The organism is Bradyrhizobium niftali (assembly GCF_004571025.1).
Taxonomy (GTDB): domain Bacteria; phylum Pseudomonadota; class Alphaproteobacteria; order Rhizobiales; family Xanthobacteraceae; genus Bradyrhizobium; species Bradyrhizobium niftali.
In genome coordinates, this window is the sequence record NZ_SPQT01000001.1 from 413,824 (window position 1) to 429,880 (window position 16,057).

Below are 16,057 nucleotides of genomic sequence, written 5' to 3' on the forward strand. Positions count from 1 at the left end.
GCCATCCACCAGCCCAGCCCCGGCGGATGGCCGCCTTCTTCCCCAAGAGGAGAAGTCAGGGATGGCAACCCGGCAGACGCAGTTTCTGGCGCGCGCGCTCCTGACCCCGGCCGTCGGGCTCCTGTTCATCTGGATGATCGTCCCGCTCGCGCTGACGCTCTATTTCTCGACGCTGCATTACAGCCTGCTCGATCCCGGCTCCGAGGCGTTCGTCGGGCTTGAGAATTTCCGTTACTTCCTCACCGATCCTGCCTTCCTGGCTTCGCTCCAGAACACCCTGGTGCTGGTCGGCTCGGTGCTGGCGCTGACCATCCTGCTCGGCATTCCGCTGGCGCTGTTGATGGACCAGCCGGTGATCGGCCGCAACATCGTGCGGCTGATGGTGATCGCGCCGTTCTTCGTGATGCCGACGGTGAGCGCGCTGGTCTGGAAGAACCTGTTGATGCATCCGGTGTCCGGCTTGTTCGCCTGGCTCGCCAAGCTTGTCGGGCTGACGCCGATCGACTGGTTCACCGACGCGCCGCTGCTCGCGGTGATCCTGATCGTGGCCTGGCAATGGCTGCCGTTCGCGACGCTGATTTTGCTGACCGCTTTGCAATCGCTCGACGAGGAGCAGAAGGAAGCCGCCGAGATGGACGGTGCCAGCGCGCTCTCGTCTTTTATCTACATCACGCTGCCGCACATGGCGCGTCCCATCACGGTGGTGATCCTGATCGAGACCATCTTCCTGCTCACGGTGTTTGCCGAGATCTTCGTCACCACGGGCGGCGGGCCGGGCCTTCAGACCACCAACATCGCCTTCCTGATCTATTCGCAAGCGCTGATCCAGTTCGACGTCGGCAGCGCGTCGGCCGGCGGGCTGGTCGCCGTCGTGATCGCCAACATCGTCGCCTTCTTCCTTGTCCGCATCGTCGGCCGCAACCTGGAGGCTTGAACAATGGCGCGGAAGGAAACGACGCAGCGGGTGGTGATATCGACGATCGGGGCGTGGTTCTTCGGCTTCCTGATCTTCTTCCCGATCCTCTGGATGGTGCTGGCAAGCTTCAAGACAGAGCTCGAGGCCTTCGCCATTCCGCCGTCCTTCCTGTTCTTCCACTGGACCACCGAGAACTACGTCACCGTGCAGGAGCGCAGCGACTATCTGCACCATGCGATGAACTCGATCATCATCGCCGGCGGTTCGACGCTGATCGCGCTCCTGATCGCGATCCCGGCGGCGTGGTCGATGGCGTTCTCGCCGACCAAGCGCACCAAGGACATCCTGCTCTGGATGCTCTCGACCAAGATGATGCCGCCGGTCGGCGTGCTCGTGCCGATCTACCTGATCTACAAGTCCTTCGGCCTGCTCGATTCCCGCATCGGGCTCGTCTTCATCCTCTGCCTCGGCAACCTGCCGATCGTGATCTGGATGCTCTTCACCTATTTCAAGGAGATCCCGCGCGACATCCTCGAAGCCGCGCGCATGGACGGCGCCACCATCGGCCGCGAGCTTGTCTATGTCTTGACGCCGATGGCGATCCCGGGCCTGGCATCGACCATGCTGCTCAATCTGATCCTGGCCTGGAACGAGGCGTTCTGGACGCTCAATTTGGCGACGTCGGACGCTGCGCCGCTCACCACGTTCATTGCGTCCTATTCGAGCCCGGAAGGGCTGTTCTGGGCCAAGCTGTCGGCGGCCTCGACGCTGGCGATCGCGCCCATTCTCGTCCTCGGTTGGTTCAGCCAGAAGCAGCTCGTGCGCGGGCTCACCTTTGGCGCGGTAAAGTAAGAAGGGCTGCCGGATCATGGGTCAGATCACACTTCAGGACGTGCAGAAATCCTTCGGCCCGGTGCACATCATCAAGGGCGCCGATCTCGACATTGCGGACGGGTCGTTCGTGGTGTTCGTGGGGCCGTCGGGCTGCGGCAAGACCACGCTGCTGCGGCTGATCGCCGGGCTTGAGGACGTCAGCGGCGGCAAGATCCTGATCGACGGCAAGAACGTCGTCGACACGCCGCCGGCCAAGCGCGGGCTCTCGATGGTGTTCCAGTCCTACGCGCTCTATCCGCATATGAGCGTGCGCGGCAATATCGGCTTCGGGCTGAAGATGGCGGGCCTTTCCAAGGACGAGACCAACCGCAAGGTCGAGGCGGCGGCCGCGACGCTCAATCTCACGCCCTATCTCGATCGCAAGCCGCGCGAGCTTTCCGGCGGCCAGCGCCAGCGCGTCGCGATCGGCCGCGCCATCGTGCGCGAGCCCAAGGCCTTCCTGTTCGACGAGCCGCTCTCCAATCTCGACGCCGCGCTCCGCGTGCAGATGCGCATCGAGGTGACGCGGCTCCAGAAGCAGCTCGGCACCACCGCGATCTACGTCACCCATGACCAGGTCGAGGCCATGACCATGGCCGACAAGATCGTCGTGCTCAACGGCGGCAAGATCGAGCAATATGGCTCGCCGCTGCAGCTTTACGAGAAGCCCGCCAACCTGTTCGTCGCCGGCTTCATCGGCTCGCCCAAGATGAACTTCGTCACCGGCGAGCTCGCCAGGCAGCAGGGCGCGGCCACCATCGGGGTGCGGCCGGAGCATCTCAAGATCGAGCGCGACGGGACCGGCGGTTGGCAGGGGACGATCGCGGTCGCCGAGCATCTCGGCAGCGACACGTTCCTTTATGTCGATGCGGGCCCGCTTGGCATGCTGACGGCACGCTACATCGGCGAATTGAGCCTGCATGCCGGCGATCACGTGTCGCTGGTGCCGGAGCCCGCGCGCATCCACCGCTTCGACGAGAGCGGCAACGCTCTTCGCGGCTGACAAGAAACGGCAAGAGACGGCAAGAGACGGAAAAACCAACATGTACCTGGAAAGATTCAAGCTGAACGGCAAGACCGCGTTCATCACCGGCGGCGGGCAGGGCATTGGGCTCGCCTGCGCCGAGGCGCTGGCCGAGGCCGGCGCCAGGGTCGTGATCGGCGACCGCGACAGCAAGGTCGCCGACAGCGCCAAGGCCGGCCTGAAGGCCAAAGGGTTCGACGTGGAGACCGCGGTCATGGACGTGACCGACACCAAGCGCGTCGCCGAGGTCGCCAATGACCTCGTCGCCCGCCACGGCAAGGTCGACATCCTCGTCAACAATGCCGGCATCGCCCGCAGCGAGACGCCGGCGGAGACCGTGACCGACGAGCACTGGCTCAACGTCATCGACGTCAACCTCAACGGCACCTTCTGGTGCTGCCGCGAGTTCGGCAAGCACATGTTGAAGGCGCAAAGCGGCGCCATCGTCAATGTCGGCTCGATGTCCGGCTTCATCGTCAACAAGCCGCAGGAGCAGTGCTTCTACAATGCGTCCAAGGCCGGCGTGCACCATCTGACCAAGTCGCTCGCCGCGGAATGGGGCGCGCGCGGCATCCGCGTCAACGCGGTGGCGCCGACCTATATCGAGACGCCGCTCAACGCCTTCGTGAAGAGCAATCCGAGAATGTACGACGCCTGGATCGGCGGAACCCCGATGGCGCGGATGGGGCAGGTCGAGGAGATTGCCTCCGTCGTGCTGTTCCTCAGTTCGGAGGCCGCGAGCCTGATGACCGGCAGCATCGTGCTGGTGGATGGCGGCTACACTTGCTGGTAGGCTTGCGTCAAAACTGACGAGAGCGACCGGGAGCGACAATGCCGCGAGCGTATATCGGCGTCGACGTGGGGACCACCAGCACGCGGGCAGGGGTATTTGACGAGGCCGGCACGCTGCTGGCGACGGCCCGGCATCCGATCAGGATCTGGCACGAGGCCGGCGATATCGTCGAGCAGTCGTCCCAGGACATCTGGGAGGCCTGCGTGAAATCCGTGCGGGCGGCGATTGCGGACGCCGCCATCGCGCCCGACAGCGTCGGCGGCATCGGCTTCGACGCCACCTGTTCCCTCGTGGTGCTCGACCTCCAGGGCGAGCCGCTCACCGTCAGCGCCTCGGGCGAGGCGCAGCGCAACGTCATCGTCTGGATGGACCATCGCGCTACGGCCGAGGCGCGGCTGATCAACGAAACCGAGGATGCGGTGCTGCGCTATGTCGGCGGCTCGATCTCACCCGAGATGGAGATGCCGAAACTGTTGTGGCTGAAGCGGCATCTGCGCGCGAGCTTCGACGCCGCAGGCCATTTTTTCGATCTGGCAGACTACCTGACCTGGCGCGCAACCGGCGCGCTGCAACGCTCGACCTGCACCGTCACCTGCAAATGGAATTATCTCGCCCATGACGGCGGCGGCTGGAGCGCACCATTCTTCAAGCGCATCGGGCTGTCCGACTTCGTCAACGAGAAATACGCCCGCATCGGCACCGAGATCGTCGCGCCGGGCACGCGGCTCGGCGCAGGTCTCACCGGCGCGGCCGCGGCCGAGCTCGGTCTGACGCCGGGAACGCCGGTCGGTGCCTCGCTGATCGACGCCCATGCCGGCGGCATCGGCGCGATCGGCGGCCGCGATGGGTCTGGCGGGACGAGCGATGTCAGCGACCGCCTCGCCTACATCATGGGAACGTCGGCCTGCATCATGGCGACGACCAAGGAGCCCTGCTTCGTGCCGGGCGTATGGGGCCCCTATTATTCCGGCATGGTGCCGGACTTCTGGCTCAACGAGGGCGGGCAGTCGGCCGCGGGCGCGGCGATCGACCATCTGCTCAAGTCGCATCCGGGCTTTGCCGAGGCGAGCGCGGCTGCGCGGAGCGATGGCCTCGACCTCATCGAGTTCCTCGAGCGTCGCATCATCGCACGCGCCGGCGATGCCAGCCGCGCCGCGCTGCTCGCCCGCGACGTCCACGTGCTCCCGGAATTCATCGGCAATCGTTCGCCCTATGCCGATCCTGACACCCGCGCCGTGATCGCCGGCCTCGATCTCGACACCGACATCGCTTCGATGGAGCGGCTGTTCGTCGCCGGTCTCTGTGGGCTCGCCTATGGGCTTGCCGAGGTGATCGAGGCCTTTGCCGCGCATGGCGTCCGGTCCAGCATCATGATCATGGGCGGCGGCGCCAGCCGCAGCCCGCTGGTGCGTCAGATCATGGCCGACACCACGGGCCTCACCGTCGCGCTGCCGCAGACCAGGGAGCCGGTGCTGCTGGGCGCCGCGATGTTAGGTGCGGTTGCTGGCGGCGCCTATGCTTCGATCGGCGAGACCATGGCCAAGATGTCGGCGCTGGGACGCAAGAGCGAGCCGACCGCGCCCGACATGGCCGCGTTTCATTCCCGCAAGCGCGACGTGTACAAGCTGCTGCGCGAGCTCGATCGCGGCAGCCGTGCCGCGATGCGAGATATCGCCGGAGGGTGAAACGAATGCTGATATCCTGCGGCGATGCGCTGATCGATTTCGTGCCGACGCGAAACGCAGAAGGACGCGAAGCGGTGATGCCCGCGGTTGGCGGCTCCTGCCTCAACGTCGCGATCGGCATGGCGCGCTTGGGCGCACCGACCGGCTTCGTCGGCGGCATCTCGACCGACCTGTTCGGCCGCATGATCGCCGACCACGCAGTCGCCTCGCATGTCGAGCTCGGCCTTGCCACCCGCAGCGATCGCCAGACCACGCTCGCTTTCGTGCGCATCGTCGCGGGCGAGTCGCATTACGCCTTCTACGATGCCGAGACCGCGACGCGGAACTGGACCTACCGGCGCGGGTCGATTCCCTTCGCGGACGTTGAAGTCCTCCATGTCGGCTCAACCACGCTGGTCAACGATCAAGGCGCGGCCGAAACCAAAGCCCTGATCGCGGACGCGCTGATGTCGTCGACGATCTCCCTCGATCCGAACTGTCGCCCCAACCTCGTCAAGGACAAGCCGGCCTATCTCGCGCGCATGGCCGAGTTCGCGAGCCAGGCCGATCTGATCAAGATGTCGGACGTCGATTTCGCCTATCTCTTCGGCGACGAGCCCTATCAGCAACGCGCGAGCATGCTGCTCGGGCAGGGCACAGGCCTCGTCGTCATCACCCTCGGCAACAATGGCGCCATCGCCTGGCACGCGGGGGCAGGGCAGATCGAGGTCACCGCGCCCAAGGTCGAGGTCGCCGACACCATCGGCGCCGGCGACAGCTTCCAGGCGGCGCTGCTGTTCGCCCTGCACAAGCAGGGGCGTCTGGCGCGGCAGCAGCTCAAGGCCATCAGTGCCGACGAGCTCCGCCGCGCGCTGTCCTTTGCCGCCAATTGCGCCGGTCTCACCTGCACCCGCCCGGGCGCCGATCCGCCCTGGAGCCATGAGATCACCTGGCCCTTGTAGCCCGTCACATCGGCGCGACGGCCTTCTCCGCGCATTTGAGGAAGGTGCGGATCAGCGGACTCTGGGAATCCCGCCGCCAGCAGACTGCGATATCGATGGAGTCGGTGGCGTCGCGCAGCGGCCTGAACACGATGCCGCGTGGTGCGCCGAGCTGCGCGCAAGCTGGCAGGATGGCGAGACCTTCACCGGCGAGCACCAGGCTCATCGCCGAATGCACCGTCTCCACCCGGCTCGCAATCGGCATCACGATTTGGTGCCGCCGCAGCAAGGCCGCGACCGCGGAGGAGGCGGGGTCGTGGTCCGGCCATGGCAGCGCGATCAGCGGGCGGCCCTGCAATTTCGCCATCGGCACTGCACTAAGACGGGCGAGCGGCGAGCGGATCGGCATGGCCAGCATGAAGGGCTGTGCGCCGATCCGTGCCACCTGGATCTCGGGATGGTTGATTGCCGGCATGCACAGCGCGACCGTGACGCTGCGGTCGAGCAGCCGCGCCTCGCGCGTCGAGGCGCTGAGCTCGGCGAAGTCGAGGTCGACGCCGGGAATCGACCGCCGCAGCTCCGGGATCAGGCGCGGCAGCACCGCATTGGCCAGCACGAACATGTAGCCGACCGACAGCCGGCCGCGCCGCCCGGATGCAACCGCACGCGCGGCTTCGGCGCCGTCGGCGGCAAGCGCCAGCGCCTCGCTGGCGCGCGCCAGCAGCGCCTGGCCCGCCTCGGTCAGGTCCATGCCGCGCGTGCCGCGGCGGAACAGCGGCGCGCCGATCTCGGCTTCCAGCTTGCGGATCTGGACCGAGAGCGGCGGCTGCGCCATGCGCAGCCGTTCGGCGGCCTTGCCGACGCTGCGCGCCTCGGCGACGGCGACGAAATAGCGAAGCCGGCGAAGATCCATTGGCATACCGAAAACGTATGGGTTGACGACCGAAATCGTATTGGACGGCGAGTTAACAAAACTGTCATTCTGGCTGTCAATGGCCGGCCAACGGGGGCCGGCTTCGGAGCGTGATGTGACGATGAACGGCGATCCCTGCCTGCTGTCCGCAACCGAGCTGCGCGGCCTCATCGCCGACAAGCGGATCTCGCCCGTCGAGATCACCCGGGCCGTGCTCGCGCGCGCCGAGGCGCTCCAGCCCCAGTTGAACTGCTTCATCACGATCTGCGGCGACGAGGCGATGGCGGCGGCGCGCGCCGCCGAGCGCAAGATGATGGCCGGCGAGCCGCTCGGCCTGCTGCATGGCATCCCCGTTACCGTCAAGGACATCGTCAACACCAAGGGGGTGAAGACCACCTTCGGCGCCGTTCCCTACAAGGACAACGTGCCGGCCGAGGACGCGGTGGCGGTCGCGCGGCTGCGCGCCGAGGGCGCGATCCTGATCGGCAAGACCACGACGCCGGAATTCGGCAGCAAGTGCCTGACGGATTCGCCGCTGTTCGGCCGCACGCGCAATGCCTGGGACGCCTGCCGTTCCTCCGGCGGCTCCAGCGGCGGTGCGGCGGTTGCCGTGGCCAGCGGCATCGCGCCGCTCGCGATCGCGACCGACGGCGGCGGCTCGACGCGGATTCCCGCCGCCTGCAACGGCGTGGTCGGACTGAAGCAGAGCAATGGCGTCATCCCGCACAGCCAGGCGCTGGATGTGTTCGGCAACCAGACCTACGTCACGCCGACCACCCGCACCGTCGCCGACACCGCGCTGATGATGCAGGCGATGGCGGGCGAGGACCCCTGCGATCCCTGGTCGATCGGCGTTGGCGTGCCCGATTTCGTCGGCACCGCGGCCCCGCGCGGCGATCTGCGCGGGCAAAGGATCCTGTACTGCCTGACGCCGCCGGGCCGTCCGGTGTCCGCCGAGGTCGCCGCCAGCTTCAGGGCGAGCCTCGACCGGCTGGCCGGGCTCGGCGCCGAGCTCGAGGAATTCTCCGGCGAAGGTTTCGACATCGAGCCGATCTGGCGCGCCATCAACCACACCGTCTGGCGCACGCGCTTTGCAAAGCTCGCGGCCGAGCACAAGGACGAGCTGAGCGAGGCCTTCCTCAAGCAGCTCGCGCTCGCCACCGAGGTCAGCGGTGTCGACTACCAGGAGGCGATGTTCGCGCGCACCGCGCTGTTCCGCCGCGTGCAATCGCTGCTTGCGCGCGGGCACTTCCTGGCGATGCCGACCCTCACGCGCACCGCGCTGCCGATCAAGCAGGATCTGTTCGGCACCATCGAGATCGACGGCGTGCATTTCGACAGCGTCCGGCCGCACTGGTTCCCCTGGACCATGCTGTTCAACATGACCGGGCATCCCGCCGTCAGCCTTCCCTCGGGCTTCGGCCGCGACGGCCTGCCGATCGGGCTTCAGCTCGTCGGCCGCTTCCGGCGCGATGCGGAATTGCTGCGCGTGAGCGCGCTGTTCGAGGCCTCCGCCGACCTCCTGTCCCGCTGGCCGGAATGACGACATGCGCATGCAGCTAGGCACTTGCGCGCAAAGGACTTGCGTCCGCCGTCCGGACATGTTGATCGTGCCGCGGATGAGCTTTGAACCCGAGCGCGCATGAGCGTATTTGTCCTCCGACGTGTCTTGACCTTGCTGGCGACGCTGGTCGGCGCATCCCTGATCATTTTCCTGGTGCTGGATGCGCTTCCCGGCAATGCCGCGCAGATGCTGATGGGTGCCGACGCGTCGCCGGACGCGGTCCGCGCGCTCACCGTCAAGCTCGGGCTCGACCAGCCGCTGGCGGTTCGCTACCTGCAATGGATCAAGGGCCTGCTCGTCGGCGATCTCGGCAACAGCTATGTCTACGGCACGCCGGTTGCCAGCCTGATCGCGGAGCGGCTGGTGCTGACCATTCCGCTCGCGATCATGGCCATGTCGATCACGGTGACGCTGGCGCTCTCGGCCGGCATCTACACCGCCGCCAACCACAACAAGCTCGGCGATGTCGGCGTGATGTCGCTGACGCAGGTCGGCATCGCGCTGCCGAATTTCTGGTTCGCAATCCTGCTGGTCTTGTTGTTCTCGGTGCGGCTGCAATGGCTCTCGGCGGGCGGCTTCGCCGGCTGGGAGGACGGCATCTGGCTGGGGGGCAAGTCGCTGCTGCTGCCGGCAATCTCGCTCGCGGTGGTGCAGGCCGCGATCCTCGCCCGCGTCACGCGCTCGGCCGTGCTCGAAGTGCTGCGCGAGGATTTCGTCCGAACCGCGCGCGCAAAGGGCCTCGGCAAGCGCGAGGTGCTGTGGCGCCACGTGCTGCGCAACGCCATGATCCCCGTGATGACGGTGATGGGCCTGCAATTCGCCAATCTGCTCGCCGGCACCATCGTGATCGAGAACGTGTTCTACCTGCCGGGCCTCGGCCGCCTGATCTTCCAGTCGATCGCCAATCGCGACCTGATCGTGGTGCGCAATTGCGTGATGCTGCTCGCGACCATGGTCGTCATCGTCAATTTCGTGGTCGACGTGCTCTATGCCTTCATCGATCCCCGCATCAAGGTGCACGACCTGTGAGCGCGCCCCTGACCACCTCGATGGATGCGCCGGTCGCCACGCGCCCGCTGCCCGCGCGCACGTTCTGGCGCCGCGCGCTGCGCCATCGCAGCTTCGTCCTCGGCGGCGCGCTGAGCCTGCTGGTGCTCGTCTCGGCGCTGCTGTCGCTGGTCTGGACGCCCTGGTCGCCCTACGAGATCGACATCGCCGCGAAGCTCCGGCCGCCATCGGCGGCGCACTGGCTCGGCACCGATTCCTTTGGCCGTGACATCGTCTCGCTGCTGCTCGCCGGCGCCCGCTCCACCATCATGGTCGGCATCATCGCGGTCAGCATCGGTCTCACCTTCGGCGTTTGCCTGGGCCTGATCGCCTCGGCGCGGCGCGGCTGGACCGAAGAGATCATCATGCGCTTCTCCGACTTCACCTTCGCCTTTCCGGCCGTGCTCTCCGCGATCATGCTCGCCGCGGTCGTCGGGCCGGGCATGGTGACCTCGATCATCGCGATCGGCATTTTCCAGATCCCGACGCTGACCCGGCTGACGCGCGGCTCGGCCAACGCGATCTGGGCGCGCGAATTCGTGCTGGCCGCGCGCGCCTCGGGCAAGGGCAGGTTTCGCATCACCATCGAACATGTGCTGCCCAACATCCTGTCGATCCTGATCGTGCAGGCGACGATCCAGTTCGCGCTCGCCATTCTCGCGGAGGCCGCACTGTCCTATCTCGGCCTCGGCACGCAGCCGCCGCAGCCGTCCTGGGGCCGCATGCTGAACGATGCGCAGACCTTGCTGTTCCAGTCGCCGATGCTCGCCGTCTATCCCGGTGCCGCGATCGCGGTCGCCGTGCTCGGCCTCAATTTGCTCGGCGACGGCTTGCGCGATCTGCTCGATCCACGACTGGCGCGGGAGCGATGACGATGGCTGAGCGCTCCACCATGCCGCTGATCGAGGTTGCCAATCTCGGCGTCCGCCTCAACACCAGCCGCGGCCCGGCGCAGGCCGTGCGCGGCGTCAGCTTCGCCCTGAAGCGCGGTGAGACGCTCGGGCTCGTCGGCGAATCCGGCTGCGGCAAGTCGGTCACCGCGATGTCCCTGATGGGCCTGTTGCCGGACAGCGCCGTGGTCACCGGCAGCATCAAGCTCGATGGCAGCGAGCTCGCCGGGCTTGCGGATGCGGATTACTGCCGCCTGCGCGGCAACCGCATCAGCATGATCTTCCAGGAGCCGATGACCGCGCTCAACCCGATGCACACGATCGGCCACCAGGTCGCCGAGCCGCTGCGGCGTCACAAGAACTTCTCGGCGTCGCAGGCGCGGAAAGAGGCGATTGCCTTGCTCGACCGCGTCGGACTGCCGGACCCTGCAAAGCGCATCGATGCCTATCCGCACCAGTTCTCCGGCGGCCAGCGCCAGCGCGTCACCATCGCCATGGCGCTCGCCTGCGAGCCCGATCTGTTGATCGCGGACGAGCCGACCACCGCGCTCGACGTCACCATCCAGGGCCAGATCCTCGACCTCATCGCCGATCTCGTCGAGGAGCGCGGCATGTCGATGATCCTGATCTCGCACGATCTCGGCGTCATCGCCGAGAACGTGCAGCGCATGATGGTGATGTATGGCGGCACCGTGGTCGAGAGCGGGCCGACCGACGAGGTGTTCCGCCGCATGGGCCATCCCTACACGCAGGGCCTGTTCCGCGCCCGGCCGAAGCTCGGCGCGCGCAAGGGGACACGGCTGACGACGATCGCGGGCACCGTGCCGGAGCTCGCGGATCTTCCGGCCGGCTGCACCTTCTCCGAACGATGTCCGCTTGTGATCGATCGGTGCCGCACCGCGCTGCCGCCGATGGTCGAAGTCGGCGCCGGCCATGGCGTGCGCTGCGTGCGCACCGATGTCTCGATGGCCGCGAATGTCGGAGCGCTGTCCGCATGACCGCCGCGCCGCTTCTCGACGTCAGGGATCTCGAGCAGCGCTACACGCTGCCGCGCGAGAGCCTGTTCCGTCCGCCCGGGCAGGTGCGCGCGCTCAACGGCGTCAGCCTGCAGGTCGCCGCCGGCAAGAGCCTTGGCATCGTCGGCGAGTCCGGCTCTGGCAAGTCCACTTTTGCGCGCGTCGTGATGGCGCTGGAGCGGCCGACGTCGGGGCAGGTCGCGCTGCTCGGCCGCGATCTCAACCGCCTCCCGGCCGACGAGCTGCGCCGCGCCCGCCGCGATTTCCAGATGGTGTTCCAGGACCCCTACGGCTCGCTCGATCCGCGCCAGACCATCGCGCGCATCGTCGCCGAACCCTTGACCGTGCTGGACGGCGCTGATCGCACCACGTTCCGGGAACGCGTCGCCGCGGTGCTGCGCCAGGTCGGCTTGCGCGATGCCGACATGGACAAATATCCGCACGAATTCTCCGGCGGCCAGCGCCAGCGCATCGCGATCGCGCGCGCCCTGATCACCCAGCCGAAGCTGATCGTCGCCGACGAGCCGGTCTCCGCGCTCGACGTCTCCGTGCAGGCCCAGGTCCTCAACCTGATGCAGGATCTCCAGGACCAGTTCGGGCTGAGCTATGTCCTGATCAGCCATGACCTCGCCGTCGTCGACTATCTCTGCGACGAGGTCGCGGTGATGTATCTCGGCCGGATCGTCGAGCAGGGGCGGCCGGAGGATCTGTTCGAGCGCTGCGCCCATCCCTATACGCGGGCGCTGCTGGATGCCGTGCCGCGGGCGCGCGCCGGCGGCGGCCGGCGCCGGCGCGGGGCGCAGGCAATCGCCTCGCAATCGGCGGCCGCCACGGGGTGTCCCTATGTCGCGCGATGCGCGCTCGCCGACCAGCATTGCCGCGAGGTCCTGCCTGAGCTACGCAAGGTGGGCGGGGCGCATCTCGCCGCCTGCCACAAGGCGGAAGCCGTGATGGCGTTGCCGCCGCCTGCCGCGGAGGGTTAGTCTCGGGCGCAGGATTGGCGTAGACTGGGAATTGAGAAGGCAGGGGAGTTACGCATGTTCAGGAAACTATCCATCGTCGCACTCACTGCCGCGCTTGTCGCGGCGCCGCTGCCGGTGCTGGCCCAAAGCAAGAAAGACAGCGTCGTCATGGCGATGGCGCTGGAGCCGCCGGGGCTCGATCCCACCAACGCGGCCGCTGCCGCGATCGCCGAGGTCACGCTCTACAACATCTATGAGACGCTGACCAAGATCAACGAGGACGGCTCCACCTCGCCCCTGCTGGCGGAAAGCTGGACTGCTTCGCCCGACCTGAAGTCCTACACCTTCAAGCTGCGCAAGGGCGTCAAATTCCACAATGGCGAGCCGTTCGACTCCGCCGCGGTGAAATTCTCGTTCGAGCGTAACGGGGTGCCCACCAGCACCAACAAGGACAAGAGCCTGTTCCAGAGCTTCGAATCCGTTGCCGCGCCCGATGCCGACACGGTCGTGATCACCCTGAAAAACTCCGAGCCGAACCTGCCGTTCCTGATGGGACAGGCGAGCGCTTCGATCGTCGAGCCGAAGAGCGCTGCCACCAATGTCACGCAGCCGGTCGGCACCGGGCCCTATCAGCTCGGCGCCTGGGCCAAGGGCTCCTCGATGACCCTGACCAAATGGGCCGATTACCGTAACGCCGCCGCGATCAAGCTCTCGAAGGTGACGATCCGCTTCATCTCCGATCCGTCCGCGCAGACCGCGGCGCTGCTCTCGGGCGACGTCGACGCGTTTCCGCGCGTCGCGGCCCAGCGCACCATCGCGCAGTTCAAGGCCGATCCGCGTTTCAACGTCCAGGTCGGCGGCTCCCGCGCCAAGACCATCGTCGCGATCAACCACCGCAAGAAGCCGCTCGATGACGTCCGCGTGCGCCGCGCCATCCTCGCCGCGATCGATCGCAAGGCCATGATCGACGGTGCCGTCGACGGCTTCGGCACGCCGATTGGCAGTTTTTACGTGCCGGGCGCGCTCGGTTTCGTCGATACCACCGGCATCAACCCCTACGATCCCGAGAAGGCAAAGAAGCTCCTCGCCGAAGCCGGCGTCACCACGCCGCTCGAGCTCTCGCTCAAGCTGCCGCCGCCGTCCTATGCGCGGCAGGGCGGCGAAATCGCGGCGGCCCAGCTCGCCAAGGTCGGCATCATCGCCAAGATCGAGAACGTCGAATGGGCGCAATGGCTGTCGCAGGTGTTCGCCGGCAATGGTCCGCACAATTTCGACCTCACCATCGTCAGCCATGTCGAGCCGTTCGATCTCGTCAAGATCACCGAGCAGGACTATTACCTCGGCTACAACAACGAGGCGTTCAACGCTCTCTACAAGCAGATCGTCTCCACGCCGGATGAAGCCGCCCGCGCCAAGCTGCTCGGCGACGCCCAGCGCATGCTGGCGACCGACGCCGTTTCCGCCTACCTGTTCCAGCCGCAGCTCATCACCATCACCAACAAGAAGCTGAAGGGCGTCTGGAAGGAAGTCCCGCAGTTCGAGAACGATTTCTCGACCTGGTATTGGGAGTAGGAGGCGCAGGGGCACCCACATCGTTCGGGGCGCGCGGCTCGTTGCTGTGCCCTCTCCCCTTGGGGGAGAGGGCGGCGACGCGGGTAGACACTGACTCGCAAGGGTGAGGGGTCTGTCTCAGCGCACGAATCTCGCGAGATGAATTCGCGGAGAGCGCGATTTTAAGCCGGCCATCCAGTGGCGGTCTCTGGAGCCCTCGCCGCAGCCCACGGGCGCCCATCCAGACATCGCGCTCGTTAAGGAACTGGTTACCCGTCAATGTCACCATTCGCATATAGCTCGTCGCCATAAGCGGCAGCGCATTCTAAGAACGGTTGGATATTTCAACACGCCCGGTTGGCGGTCTCTTTCAGGAGAGGCCCAATGTTTAAGGGCTTTACGGTGGCAGTTGTGGCGCTGATGACCACAGCGCAAGTGGATCGATTCCTAACCAACGGTCGGTACACCGACGCGGCCATCATCATGCTGCGGCAGATCAGGCACGCGTTTGGGTTCTGAGATACCCTTGGGAACAATTTTTAGGCGCGTCGATGGAAGGCATCTTGTGGACTGATCTCGACGCGGATGAGCAACGCGCCCTTGCGATATTGGGAGCCGGGCTTTCTATCGAGCTGTGTGACCCCGTTGCTCTCCTGACTTTAAGGCGCCTCGGTCTGATCGTAGGCTCTCATTTGACGGCTGCTGCGCACGAGTTGCGCAGGGGCGTTGTTCTGGATGAACTCAGGCGCGTGATTGCATGATGTAACCAAGCGCACGGCCGCGAACAGGCGGTCGAAAGTCCTCGCCAACGATAAGCGGGATGCAGGATCGCTCAGGTCGTTAGTATCGGTCAGTCATGCCCTGTGTTTGAGCTGGAGTTGATCCTGGCACGCCATCGCTCTTCAAAAGTGTCAGGGCCCTCTTTCAGTGCCAACGCTCGTGCATCCAGGGGATTGCCGGGCTTGCTGGCCATGACAATGCCTGTCGCTTCTCCGCGAGCAGTGAGTTTGGGGGACTGCTCCATAGGCCATTCCAGCAATGCTTTCGACAGCATGGGCTTACCCGCGTACCAGCATTTTCGTCCGTCGATGAGACGATAGGACCAGTATTGCCCTTGCGGATTTGGCGGCATGGCGGTGCTGCATTGTTGCTTGGCATGCACGCTGGTCATTTCGAGCAATGAGAGCGCAGCAATGCAAACGATTAAAGCCAGCGATTGAAGCGGTTTGCTCATGGGCGCGCTCAATTGCCCTGTTGCTGCAATCGACTTACGGCAACGATCAAGGCAGGCCGTTCGAGGACTTCCACCAGCTTTTCAAGGATAAGCGCATTATCCTTGGGGCAGGGCTGAAGGTATTCTTCCAGTATGAGTTGCGCGTTGCTAATCGCTTCCAGGGCTAATTGCTGATCAGTCATCACTGCTTACTCATCAATTAGTTGCGCCAGGAAAGCGAGCGGAGAGATAAATCAAGTCAGCTTTGAGGAATATCCCCGCTCTTCTTTTCACTTTTTATTTCAAGTTGTCGGCTTCCCACTGTGTCTCGGTGTCGTCGGGGTCAATGTTGCGCAAATAGTCCCGCGAGCGTGTGTTGCGAGCCAGGGGCACGGCGACCGACGTCGCGCAGCCGGTCGGGACAGGGCCGTACCAGCTCGGCGCCTGGGTCAAGGGCTCCTCGATCAGCTCAACAATGGGCCGACTACCGCAACGCCTCGGCGATCAAGCTTGTCGAAGGTGACGATCCGCTTCATCTCCGATCCGGCCGCCCAGGCCGCAGGGCTGCGTTGCGATCAACGAGCAGCCTGTATCTCAATTCCCACACTTGCGAGCAAAAGAGATCCGTCTGTCGCTTTTCGAACAGACGGAAAAAGCCCGGTCCGTTCCAATTCCCCAACGATTGAAGAC

Annotated in this window: 16 protein-coding genes and 1 pseudogene; 14 read left to right on the plus strand and 3 right to left on the minus strand. The window is 65.7% G+C overall.

Going from position 1 to position 16,057, the window contains the following annotated elements:
• Nucleotides 1–61: 61 nt before the first annotated feature.
• Genes E4K65_RS01840 through E4K65_RS01865 form a run of 6 tightly spaced genes read left to right on the plus strand, consistent with a single transcriptional unit; the run spans nucleotide 62 to nucleotide 6,232 of the window.
• The gene (locus E4K65_RS01840; protein WP_135172647.1) at nucleotides 62–934 is read left to right on the plus strand and encodes a carbohydrate ABC transporter permease; all 873 of its coding nucleotides are present in this window, start codon (nucleotides 62–64) and stop codon (nucleotides 932–934) included.
• 3 nt (nucleotides 935–937) lie between these two features.
• Nucleotides 938–1,768, plus strand: a complete 831-nt coding sequence (locus tag E4K65_RS01845) for a carbohydrate ABC transporter permease (protein WP_135172648.1) — start codon at nucleotides 938–940, stop codon at nucleotides 1,766–1,768.
• Nucleotides 1,769–1,784: 16 nt separating this feature from the next.
• The gene (locus tag E4K65_RS01850; protein WP_027546273.1) at nucleotides 1,785–2,792 is read left to right on the plus strand and encodes an ABC transporter ATP-binding protein; all 1,008 of its coding nucleotides are present in this window, start codon (nucleotides 1,785–1,787) and stop codon (nucleotides 2,790–2,792) included.
• A 40-nt stretch (nucleotides 2,793–2,832) separates the two neighbouring features.
• A complete protein-coding gene (locus E4K65_RS01855; RefSeq protein ID WP_135172649.1) occupies nucleotides 2,833–3,606 on the plus strand; it encodes an SDR family NAD(P)-dependent oxidoreductase in 774 nt (257 codons plus the stop codon).
• Nucleotides 3,607–3,644: 38 nt separating this feature from the next.
• Entirely contained in the window at nucleotides 3,645–5,291 is a 1,647-nt protein-coding gene (locus E4K65_RS01860; protein ID WP_135172650.1) for an FGGY-family carbohydrate kinase, read from the plus strand.
• A 5-nt stretch (nucleotides 5,292–5,296) separates the two neighbouring features.
• Nucleotides 5,297–6,232, plus strand: a complete 936-nt coding sequence (locus E4K65_RS01865) for a carbohydrate kinase family protein (protein WP_135172651.1) — start codon at nucleotides 5,297–5,299, stop codon at nucleotides 6,230–6,232.
• Nucleotides 6,233–6,236: 4 nt separating this feature from the next.
• On the opposite strand, the gene E4K65_RS01870 is transcribed toward E4K65_RS01865, so the two are convergent.
• On the minus strand, nucleotides 6,237–7,124 hold the full coding sequence (locus E4K65_RS01870) for a LysR family transcriptional regulator (RefSeq protein ID WP_135172652.1): 888 nt from the start codon (nucleotides 7,122–7,124) through the stop codon (nucleotides 6,237–6,239).
• A 121-nt stretch (nucleotides 7,125–7,245) separates the two neighbouring features.
• Between E4K65_RS01870 and E4K65_RS01875 the strand changes: the two genes are divergently transcribed.
• The 7 genes from E4K65_RS01875 (at nucleotide 7,246) to E4K65_RS49445 (ending at nucleotide 14,673) form a co-directional block, all read left to right on the plus strand.
• Complete coding sequence (locus E4K65_RS01875) at nucleotides 7,246–8,667, plus strand: amidase (protein ID WP_167770531.1); 1,422 nt, start codon at nucleotides 7,246–7,248, stop codon at nucleotides 8,665–8,667.
• Between the two features lie 99 nt (nucleotides 8,668–8,766).
• Nucleotides 8,767–9,717 (plus strand): ABC transporter permease, encoded by a 951-nt coding sequence (locus E4K65_RS01880; protein WP_135172654.1) that lies wholly within the window; start codon nucleotides 8,767–8,769, stop codon nucleotides 9,715–9,717.
• Nucleotides 9,714–10,607: an ABC transporter permease gene (locus E4K65_RS01885; protein WP_135172655.1), complete on the plus strand. Its 894-nt coding sequence runs from the start codon at nucleotides 9,714–9,716 to the stop codon at nucleotides 10,605–10,607. The genes E4K65_RS01880 and E4K65_RS01885 overlap by 4 nt, the downstream gene beginning before the upstream one ends.
• 2 nt (nucleotides 10,608–10,609) lie before the next feature.
• On the plus strand, nucleotides 10,610–11,623 hold the full coding sequence (locus E4K65_RS01890; protein ID WP_167770448.1) for an ABC transporter ATP-binding protein: 1,014 nt from the start codon (nucleotides 10,610–10,612) through the stop codon (nucleotides 11,621–11,623).
• Complete coding sequence (locus E4K65_RS01895; protein ID WP_135172657.1) at nucleotides 11,620–12,624, plus strand: ABC transporter ATP-binding protein; 1,005 nt, start codon at nucleotides 11,620–11,622, stop codon at nucleotides 12,622–12,624. The genes E4K65_RS01890 and E4K65_RS01895 overlap by 4 nt, the downstream gene beginning before the upstream one ends.
• 54 nt (nucleotides 12,625–12,678) lie before the next feature.
• A complete protein-coding gene (locus tag E4K65_RS01900; RefSeq protein WP_135172658.1) occupies nucleotides 12,679–14,175 on the plus strand; it encodes an ABC transporter substrate-binding protein in 1,497 nt (498 codons plus the stop codon).
• Nucleotides 14,176–14,538: 363 nt separating this feature from the next.
• Entirely contained in the window at nucleotides 14,539–14,673 is a 135-nt protein-coding gene (locus tag E4K65_RS49445; protein ID WP_283813803.1) for a hypothetical protein, read from the plus strand.
• 331 nt (nucleotides 14,674–15,004) lie between these two features.
• On the opposite strand, the gene E4K65_RS01905 is transcribed toward E4K65_RS49445, so the two are convergent.
• Nucleotides 15,005–15,388 carry a hypothetical protein gene (locus E4K65_RS01905; RefSeq protein WP_235885417.1) on the minus strand — a complete coding sequence of 128 codons (384 nt, stop codon included), beginning with the start codon at nucleotides 15,386–15,388 and terminating at the stop codon, nucleotides 15,005–15,007.
• Nucleotides 15,389–15,396: 8 nt separating this feature from the next.
• Nucleotides 15,397–15,570: a hypothetical protein gene (locus E4K65_RS46870; RefSeq protein ID WP_167770449.1), complete on the minus strand. Its 174-nt coding sequence runs from the start codon at nucleotides 15,568–15,570 to the stop codon at nucleotides 15,397–15,399.
• A 194-nt stretch (nucleotides 15,571–15,764) separates the two neighbouring features.
• Here E4K65_RS46870 and E4K65_RS48425 point away from each other — a divergent pair.
• Nucleotides 15,765–15,934 (plus strand): annotated as a pseudogene (locus E4K65_RS48425) (ABC transporter substrate-binding protein); the annotation flags it as partial.
• Nucleotides 15,935–16,057 lie beyond the last annotated feature (123 nt).